An 8,636-nucleotide genomic window follows, 5' to 3' on the forward strand; every position below is an offset into this window, starting at 1 on the left:
CCCGGAAGGGCCTAACACAGACCCGCGCCCTTGATGGAGAGGCTCACCTAGTACCATTGCACCGTGTCTCGGTTACGGAGTACCCGTCACGACAGGGCTTTCTCGAGGACATCCTTGCAGGCGTCACTATCGTAGAAGTCGCCGAGGGCTTGCTCGATCCAGGGGGTGAGGACGCCCTGCTGGTCGAGCACGGCGGCGCCGGTGGCGAGGGCGGGGGCCAGGGCCTGGCTGCGTTTTTTGGGGGTGGTGCCCATGGCCTTGAGCAGGGCGGGCAGGTCCTTTTCCAGTAACGATTGCACCGCCGCCTGGATGCCGGCGGCCACCAGGCGGCGGCTGTAGTCCAGGCGCGCGGCTTCGTCGGCGATCACGCAGGCGTGGGTGGCGACGTCACCGGCCAGGCCCTGGGGCGCGGTCCTGATGACGTCCGCCGGCTTGAGCGGCGCCAGGCGCCGGTAGCCGTCGCGGGCCAGTTCGGCGATTCGTTGGTCGGTGAGCTGGCGGTTAAGCCACTGCTCGCCGGTTTTCAGGGTGGCGCGGGTGTTGTGGCGCAGGTAGTCGCGGATGCTGTCTTCCAGGCCGCCCATGGCCTTGCCGACGCTTTTGCGGCCCAGCTTCATCATGCTGCTGACGCCGGGCAGCTTGGCGAGCACGTTCTCTTCCAGCAGGAAGTTCTTGATGCCGGTGTAGAGCATCTCGCTGACCATGTCGCTGACCAGCGGATGGTTGAGACAGGCGTGGATGGCTTTTTCGCGCAGGGTTTTCAGGCGCAGGGCCTGCTCCAGGATGGCTTCGAAGTGCGCCTCGTTCAGCAGCTCCCCCACCGTGGCCGGGTCGTCGCCGGCCTGTTCCAGAATCGCTTCGCTCACCGCAATGATCACCGGCCGCAGCCCCTGGGCGGTGTTCACGCTGGCCAGCCAGTCGTCCACCACCTTGGCCAGGGCGTCCGGGTCCACCAGGGCGCCCACCGGGGTTTTGCCCAGCGCTTTAACGCCGTCGTCCAGTTGTTGCTGCCAGTAGCGCTTCTCCTGCAGGCGCAGGCGGGCGTGTTCCACATGGGCGTTTTTGAGCGCGTCGGCCAGTTGGGCTGCGTTCATGGCGTTCCTCTTTTTATCCGGTCTGTTCCGTTGATCTGAGGCAAGGAGCGTGGCGGCGCCTCGTCTTTTAATGGGCACCTATCATGAGCCAACAAAGGACAAGAGCATGCAACTATCGCGACAAATCGCCCTGGCGCTGGCGCTAACCGGCATGGCCTGCGGCGGGGCCCAGGCGCATCAGGCCGGCGATTGGGTGGTGCGCTTTGGCGCCGCCACCGTGGAGCCGGACGTGGACAGCGACGCCTTCGCGGTGGCGCCCCTCACCGGCGGTACCGTGGATGTGGACAGCGACACCCAGGCGGGCGTCACCGTCACCTACATGTTGAAGGACTGGTTCGGTATCGAGCTGCTGGCGGCCACGCCGTTCGAGCATGACCTCTATCTGGAGGACACCGCGCTGGGGCGTACCCGCATCGGCGAGACCAAGCATCTGCCGCCCACGGTTCTGGCCCAGTTCTCGCTGCCGGGGTACGGCCGCGTTCGTCCCTATGCCGGCATCGGGGTGAATTACACCCGCTTCTTCAGCGAGCGCATCGACGACGGCGTGGTCAGCCCGTTGATCGGCGGCGCCGACGCGGATCTGCATCTCTCCAATTCCTGGGGGCTGGCCGCGGAGCTTGGGGTCGACGTGGCGCTGAGTGAGGGCTGGTTCCTGAACCTCTCCGCCTGGAAGATGGACCTGGATACCGAGGCGCGCCTTACGGTGAACGGCACCACCGTGGACAAGGTGGATGTGGCGATCGATCCCCTGGTGTGGATGGTGGGCGTGGGCCGCGCGTTCTGAGCCGGCTACTCGCTGTCCACGTGTTCCGGGTGGGCCTGGCGCCAGTATTCAAAGCCGCCGTCGAGACTGACCACGGAATGGAAGCCCTGCTCCGCCAGGTAGTCGCTGGCGCCCTGGCTGGAGTGCCCGTGGTAGCAGTACACCACCAGCGGTTGCTGGCGGTCGGTGGCGGCGAGGAAGTCTTCCAGGTTGGTCTGGTTGAGCAGCAGGGAACCGGGGATACGGGCTTCCTGGTGGCTGGTCGGGTCGCGGACGTCCACGAACAGGGTGTTGCCGCTTTGCAGTTTGATAACCCCTTCTTCCGGGCTAATGCGTTCCGCCATGGGATTCTTCCTTCCGGGGCTACTGGTCGGCGACCAGCGCGGTCTCTGGGTGCACGCAGTTGAGTTTCATGCCGATGGCCTGCTCCAGCTGGGGCAGCAGGAAGGCGTCGTCTTCGCAGGCGAAGCTGATCGATACGCCGCTGGCGCCGGCGCGGCCGGTGCGGCCGATGCGGTGGACGTAATCCTCCGGGTCTTCCGGCAGGTTGTAGTTGATCACGTGGGACACGCCTTCGATGTGAATGCCGCGCCCGGCCACGTCGGTGGCGATCAGCACCTGCAGGTCGCCGGCGCGGAACCGCTCCAGGGTCTTCATGCGCTGGTTCTGGGGCACGTCGCCGGAGATCAGCGACACGTTCAGGCCCTTCTTATGCAGCCGGTCGTTGAGCCGCCGGGTAATGTCGCGGCGGTTGGCGAACACGATCACCTTCGACATGTTCTCCCGGGTGATCAGGTTGTAGAGCAGGTTGAACTTGTCCTGGGTGGCGGTGATGTAGACCTTCTGGTCGACGGTGTCGGTGGTCACCTGGGTGGGCTCGATCTCCACCACCTGGGCGGCCTCGGTCCAGCGCCCGGCCAGGTTCATCACGTCGTCGTTGAAGGTGGCGGAGAACAGCTGGGTCTGCCGGTAGCGGGTGCTCGGGGTCATGTTGACGATGCGTTTGACGTCGGGGATGAAGCCCATGTCCAGCATCCGGTCGGCCTCGTCGAGCACCAGGGCTTCCACCCGGTCCAGCCACAGGTCGCGGCGTTTGGCGAAGTCCAGCAGGCGTCCGGGGGTGGCCACCAGGATGTCGATCAGCCGGGTTTGCAGGCGTTCCTGCTGGCGGTTGAAGTTCATGCCGCCGACCACGCTCATCACCTGCAGGTCGGTGTGGTGGGCCAGCAGTTTGGCGTCCTTCTCGATCTGCATCGCCAGCTCCCGGGTGGGCGCGACGATCAGCGCCCGCGGTTCGCCGGCGTAGCGCGGCACCGTGATCGGGTGGCGCAGCAGGTCGTTGATGATGGTGATCAGGAAGGCGGCGGTCTTGCCGGTGCCGGTCTGCGCCCGCCCGATGGTGTCGGCGCCGGCCAGCGCGTGGGTCAGCACCTGGGCCTGGATCGGCGTGCAATACTGAAAACCGGCGTCCGCGATGCCGTGCATCAGCGCCGGCTCCAGGTCAAAGTCGTGGAAGCGGGTTTCGCCTTCTTTTTCCGGGACCTGGAACTGCTCCAGGCTCCATTCGCTGGTGGTTTCGTTTTGCATGGATTCGCTCGGTTTGGGTGCTGCGGAAAACGGCCCGGCCATGGGAACGGGAACCTAGTGTATAAAAAGCGGGCAGCACTGTCAGAGGAATCTCGGGTTGTGTCTCAGCCAAACACGAGAATGCGGTTATTCGCCGGCATGGCGTGGTCGTGGATCAGCTCGCGGCCGTGTTCGGCGAAGCGTTCCACCACCCACTCCTGGTCGCGGATGCCCATGGCAATGTCGCGGGCTTTCAGCGACAGGTCGAACTCCCGGTTGCTGTCGCTGGTGTAGGTGCCGTGATAATTGAACGGGCCGTACACCAGGAAGCGACCGTCCGGCAGTAACGTCTCGCACACCCGGCGGATGCAAAGCTCGACCTGCGGACGGGAGACGATATGAAAGGTGTTGGCGGTGAAGATGTAGCGGTAGGCCTGCGCCGGCCAGTCGCCTTCCACGTCCAGCGCCAGCGGTTCGGCCAGGTTGTCGCTGGGGGCGTCGGCCAGCCACTGGGACAGGCCGTCCAGGTTTTCCGGCAGCTCGGTGGGCGTCCAGAGCACCTGGGGGAAGTGCGGCGCCAGCCATACCGCGTGCTGGCCTGTGCCGGCGCCGATTTCCAGCAGATCACCCGGGGCAGTGAGATAGTCACGCAATACATCAAGGATCGGACCCTTGTTGTTTTCGGCTGCCTGGGAGAAAGGTTTCATGGTTATTTCCGCATCATTTTCTGTCCGGCCACCATAATACGCTGATAGGCGGTCGGCATCAGGCGCTGCATGCTGTCGATGGCGCGGGCGTCGGAGCCGATCAGCACCCGGCGCTTATTGCCTTTCACGCCCTTGAGGATGGTTTGGGAGGCCTCTTCCGGCGTGGTGCGGAACATCTTCTCGAAATCGCGGCGCGCTTTGTCCACGTCGCCGGTGATCTTCTCGACGCCGGCGCCCATGCGCGCGTTGCGGGCGATATTGGTCTTGATGCCGCCCGGATGCACCGAGGTGCAGGACACCCGGCCGCCTTCCATTTCCAGCTCCTGGCGCAGGGCCTCGGTGAAGCCGCGCACCGCGAATTTGGCGGCGTTGTAGGCGGACTGGGTGGGCACGCCGATCAGGCCGAACACGCTGGACACGTTGACGATGTGCCCTTCGCCGGCGGCTTTCAAGTGGGGCAGGAACGCCTTGGTGCCGTGCACCACGCCCCAGAAGTTGATGCCCATCAACCACTCGAAGTCTTCGTAGCTCATGTCTTCCACGGTGGCGCCCAGGGCCACGCCGGCGTTGTTGAACACCAGATGGGCGGCGCCGAAGTGACCGGTGACCCGCTCGGCGAAGGCGTAAAAGGCGTCGCGGTCGGCCACGTCGAAGGCTTCGGTGATCAGGCGGTCGCTGCCCAGCCCCAGGCTGTCGGCGGTTTCCTGCAGGCCGACCTGATTCACGTCGCTTAGGGCGAGCCGGGCGCCGGCGGCGGCCAGATCCCGGGCCAGGGCCCGGCCGATGCCCGAGCCGGCGCCGGTGATCACTGCTACTTTATTCTGGAAGTCTTTCATAGTTGCTGTTCCGATTCCGTCTGAATGGCCGGAGTGTAGCGGCATCGGACATGCAAAAGGGGCCAATTCCAACGTCGAAGCTGGCCACGCCGCCGGCGCCGGGCGACGCCAGGGTAACAGAGCGGCGTCAGGTCAGCTCCAGGTAGCCTTCGCCGACGCTGGCGATGGCGGCACGGCTGCGCGCCATGGCGTCTTCCACGGCGGCGTCGTCCTTGCCGGTGACGGCCACCGGGGCGTGCACGGTCAGGTCCACGGTGCCCGGGTGCATGCGCAGGGAATCCGCCGGCAGAATTTCCCGGGTGCCGATAATGGTGACCGGCAGAATCGGCAGGTCCAGGTCCTGGGCCATGCGGAAGGCGCCCTTCTTGAACGGGCGCAGCTCACCGCTGCGGCTGCGGGTGCCTTCCGGGAAAAACAGGATGCTGGTGCCGCCGGTGAGGCGTTGTTTGGCCTGCTCCAGGCTGGCCAGGGCGGAGGCCCGGTCGCGGCGGTCGATGAACACATGGCCGAGCAGGGCGCAGCACACGCCGATCACCGGCACGCGCCGCAGTTCCTGTTTCATCACCCAGCGAAAATCCTGCTCCAGGTGCCCGTAGAGCACCCAGATGTCGTACTGGCTGAGGTGATTGGCGACAATCACATAGCTGCGCGACGGGTCCACGTTCTCCAGGCCGTGCACGCGCACCTGCACGCCGCTGAGCAGCAGCCCCAGGCGCGCCCAGGGCACGGCGCTCAGGCGCGCCACCCGGCGCGGGCCGAGAAACGGCACCAGACACAGGCACACGGCACCGGCCACCACCGTGGCCAGCAGCATCAGCGGTACGAAAATAAACCAGGAGTAGATAAAGAAAAGCGCGTTCACCATGCCAGTGGTCTCCCCCGGACGGCATCGGAAAAAATCCACATCAATGGTAGCGAAAAGGGCCGAATATGACAGGTGTCAGGGATTTTTTGTTACGTTTTTGGCCGGCTCCGGACGGCCCGGGCCGCGCAGGTCCAGCCAGTCGTAATAGTGCCCCTGATATTCGGCGCGGTGCACCACCCGGCGCAGTCGCTCAAGGGTGAAATAGGGCGCGTCGCGCAGCAGGATGTTGGCCAGCCAGGCGGGGATGTAGCCGCCGGGATTCAATTCCAGCTGGTAGACCACCTCCACCTCGCCCGGCGCCACGCGGCGGAAGCGCAGCATTCCTTCCATGTGCGGGAAGCGGACGTACTCCGGGTTGGGGGGCAGCAGGGTGGGGCGGTTACTGAGGTCCACCACCACTTCTTCGCTGGTCGGGTCGCTGGCCTGTATCACCCGGGTCTGCAGCACCGCCTCCCGGTCGGCCAGCGGCCAGGGCAACAGCGTGGTGAAGTGCAGCTGGCGCACCTGTTCGTTGCTGCGGCCCAGCTCCCAGGCGCTGTCCACGAAGTGCAGCCAGTCCGGGTAGGCCTGGTAATCGTTGAGCAGGGCCACCATGGCGTACTCATCGTCGAGCGGGAAGCGGGTCACGCCACGGAACGTTTTCAGCGCCGTCCGGTCTCCATGTTGCATGTAGACCTGAATGCCGTTGCGATCACTGACCAGTTGCCAGGCGCCGGCCTGGGCGGGCAGCCGCCCGGCGGTCAGCAACGCCGCCAGCAGAACCAGGTAGGGGATTGCCCGGAGAGAGGTTTGCATATAAAAGTCACCCGAAAGTCGTAGATGCATTATGCCATCATCGATGTCGCTTGTCTTCGCCGGGTAGGGGCAATCCCCGTACGCCGGTGTTAGACTTCGTGCCTTTCCTTGCACCTTGACAAACGGATGCCGAATGCCCATGGCAAGACGTGGTTTTCACTGGTTGCTTGGCGCTTTATTGCTGGTGAGTTTCGTGGCGGTGCTGCCGGAACACCAGGAACGGGTTTCCAAGCCTGAATTCAAGCCGGATTACGTGCCCGGCCACGACCGGTTGAACGGTCAATGGCAGATGCGTTTCGCCTCCGATGGCGAGACGCCGCTGGTGCACGCGCCCTCCATGGTGGCGCTGCCGGACGGCCGCCTGCGTGCGTTCTGGTTCGCCGGCAAGCGTGAAGGCGGGCCGGACGTGGCCATCCACTCGGCGATTTTCGACCCGCAACAGGGTGCCTGGAGCGAGGAAGAGCGGGTTGTCACCCGCGAGCAGATCCGCCTGCAGTGGGGCCGGCACGTGCGCAAGCTGGGCAATGCCGTGCCGGTGCTGGACGACAACGGTCGCATGCGGCTGTTCGTGGTGGCGGTGAGTTTCGGCGGCTGGGCGGCGAGCCGCCTGGTGGTGCTGGAGTCCGACGACATGGGCGCCAGCTGGCGGTTCGACGAGGCGCTGGTCACCTCTCCGTTTCTGAACATCAGCACCCTGGTGAAAACCCCGCCGATCCGCTACCAGGACGGCACCGTGGGCCTGCCGGTGTACCACGAAATGGTGGGTAAATTCGGCGAAATACTGCGCCTGGACGATCACAATCGGATCGTCGACAAGGAGCGTATCGGCCACGGCCGCAAGGCGATTCAGCCGCTGGTGCTGGTGGACGGGCCGAAACGGGCCACCGCCTTCCTGCGTAATGAAACCGATACCCACCCCGGCTTCCTGTACCGCAGTGAGACCCGCGACGGCGGCGGTGACTGGTCGCCGCTGCGCCCGTCGCAGCTGCAGAACCCGTCATCGGCGGTGGGTGGCGTGGTGCTGTCGCCGGGGCACTGGCTGCTGGTGGCGAACTGCAACCCGATGGAGCGCGACGATCTCTGCATGCGCGAAACCCATGATGGCGGCAAGACCTGGTCCGGGCGTTATTTCTTCCATAACCGGGCGCAATGGCGCGAAGGCAACGTGCCGCAGACCGAGTACATGGAAATGATTTCCGAGGAGGTGGCCGGCACCCTGGAAACCGAAAGCCCCTCGTTGCTGCGCCAGCGCGTGGAGCGCAACAAGTGCGCCGAACAGGGCTGCGAGTTCCAGTACGACTATCCGTATGTGATCCAAGCCGCCAACGGCGATGTGCATATTCTCTACACTTGGAACAAGTCGGCGATTCGCCACGCCTGGCTTCCTGAGGATCAGCCGCTATTGGGGGGGATGGCCGGTGATTTCTAGCCTTATTTGTGCCTTGGTGCTGGCGGCCATCTGGCTGCGTTTGAGCGCTCGTCTGCCGTTGCCGGTGCGCGGCGGGCTGGCGGTCGCGCTGGTGGTCTGGTCGTTGCTGCCGTTTCCGGTCGGGCTGGCCGGCTGGGTGATGAGTTATTTGAGCCACCTGAGCATTACCTCGGGCCTGCTGGCGGTGGCCGCCATTCACCACCGCCTGCGCGGCCGTTACTGGTTGCCGGTGGGACAGCTGCGGGCGGTGTGCGTGATGCTGGTGGGGCTGGCGCTGTTCTTCTACCCCATGAGCCTGGGGTCCAGCTACGCCGATCCCTATGCGCTGGGCTTCGGCGACATCCTGTTCAGCAGCGTGTTGCTGCTGATCGGCCTGTTCGCGTGGATGAACCGGGCCTACGCGCCCTGCGTGGTGTTGATCGCGGCCCAGGGGGCGTTCTACTTCAACCTGCTGCACTCGGACAATCTCTGGGATTATCTGATCGATCCCTGGCTGGTGTTCTGGGCCACCGGCTGGTTGGTGCGTGATCGCCTGGTGGTGCGCCGCGACGTGCGCGCCGCGCGCCGCCAGGCCGCGACCC

At 65.2% G+C, this 8,636-nt stretch carries 10 protein-coding genes; 3 read left to right on the top strand and 7 right to left on the bottom strand.

Going from position 1 to position 8,636, the window contains the following annotated elements; genetic code table 11:
* Window positions 1-86: 86 nt before the first annotated feature.
* Entirely contained in the window at window positions 87-1,094 is a 1,008-nt protein-coding gene (locus ISO4_RS17190; RefSeq protein WP_194856934.1) for a hypothetical protein, read from the bottom strand.
* Between the two features lie 106 nt (window positions 1,095-1,200).
* Here ISO4_RS17190 and ISO4_RS16490 point away from each other — a divergent pair, with 106 nt between their 5' ends.
* Window positions 1,201-1,878, top strand: coding sequence for an OmpW/AlkL family protein (locus ISO4_RS16490; protein ID WP_194856935.1), 678 nt, complete (start codon window positions 1,201-1,203; stop codon window positions 1,876-1,878).
* Window positions 1,879-1,883: 5 nt separating this feature from the next.
* Here the strand turns inward: ISO4_RS16490 and glpE are convergent, their stop codons facing one another.
* From glpE to ISO4_RS16520, 6 genes are all read right to left on the bottom strand, one after another.
* Window positions 1,884-2,201: a thiosulfate sulfurtransferase GlpE gene (gene glpE / locus ISO4_RS16495; RefSeq protein ID WP_194856936.1), complete on the bottom strand. Its 318-nt coding sequence runs from the start codon at window positions 2,199-2,201 to the stop codon at window positions 1,884-1,886.
* A 19-nt stretch (window positions 2,202-2,220) separates the two neighbouring features.
* Window positions 2,221-3,444, bottom strand: coding sequence for an ATP-dependent RNA helicase RhlB (rhlB, locus tag ISO4_RS16500; RefSeq protein WP_267254100.1), 1,224 nt, complete (start codon window positions 3,442-3,444; stop codon window positions 2,221-2,223).
* Between the two features lie 104 nt (window positions 3,445-3,548).
* A complete protein-coding gene (locus ISO4_RS16505) occupies window positions 3,549-4,130 on the bottom strand; it encodes a DUF938 domain-containing protein (RefSeq protein ID WP_142950054.1) in 582 nt (193 codons plus the stop codon).
* 2 nt (window positions 4,131-4,132) lie between these two features.
* Complete coding sequence (locus tag ISO4_RS16510) at window positions 4,133-4,966, bottom strand: SDR family NAD(P)-dependent oxidoreductase (RefSeq protein ID WP_194856938.1); 834 nt, start codon at window positions 4,964-4,966, stop codon at window positions 4,133-4,135.
* Window positions 4,967-5,093: 127 nt separating this feature from the next.
* Window positions 5,094-5,831, bottom strand: a complete 738-nt coding sequence (locus ISO4_RS16515) for a lysophospholipid acyltransferase family protein (RefSeq protein ID WP_194856939.1) — start codon at window positions 5,829-5,831, stop codon at window positions 5,094-5,096.
* Window positions 5,832-5,906: 75 nt separating this feature from the next.
* Window positions 5,907-6,626 carry an START domain-containing protein gene (locus ISO4_RS16520; protein WP_194856940.1) on the bottom strand — a complete coding sequence of 240 codons (720 nt, stop codon included), beginning with the start codon at window positions 6,624-6,626 and terminating at the stop codon, window positions 5,907-5,909.
* Window positions 6,627-6,759: 133 nt separating this feature from the next.
* On the opposite strand from ISO4_RS16520, the gene ISO4_RS16525 reads away from it, so the two are divergent.
* Both ISO4_RS16525 and ISO4_RS16530 read left to right on the top strand, forming a co-directional pair.
* Window positions 6,760-8,055 carry a sialidase family protein gene (locus ISO4_RS16525; protein WP_228548219.1) on the top strand — a complete coding sequence of 432 codons (1,296 nt, stop codon included), beginning with the start codon at window positions 6,760-6,762 and terminating at the stop codon, window positions 8,053-8,055.
* Window positions 8,045-8,636 (top strand): hypothetical protein (locus ISO4_RS16530; RefSeq protein ID WP_194856941.1); only part of this gene is annotated, 592 nt, incomplete at its 3' end. The genes ISO4_RS16525 and ISO4_RS16530, both read left to right, overlap by 11 nt.

Source organism: Alloalcanivorax venustensis ISO4 (assembly GCF_015356855.1).
In the GTDB taxonomy this organism is placed as follows: domain Bacteria; phylum Pseudomonadota; class Gammaproteobacteria; order Pseudomonadales; family Alcanivoracaceae; genus Alloalcanivorax; species Alloalcanivorax venustensis.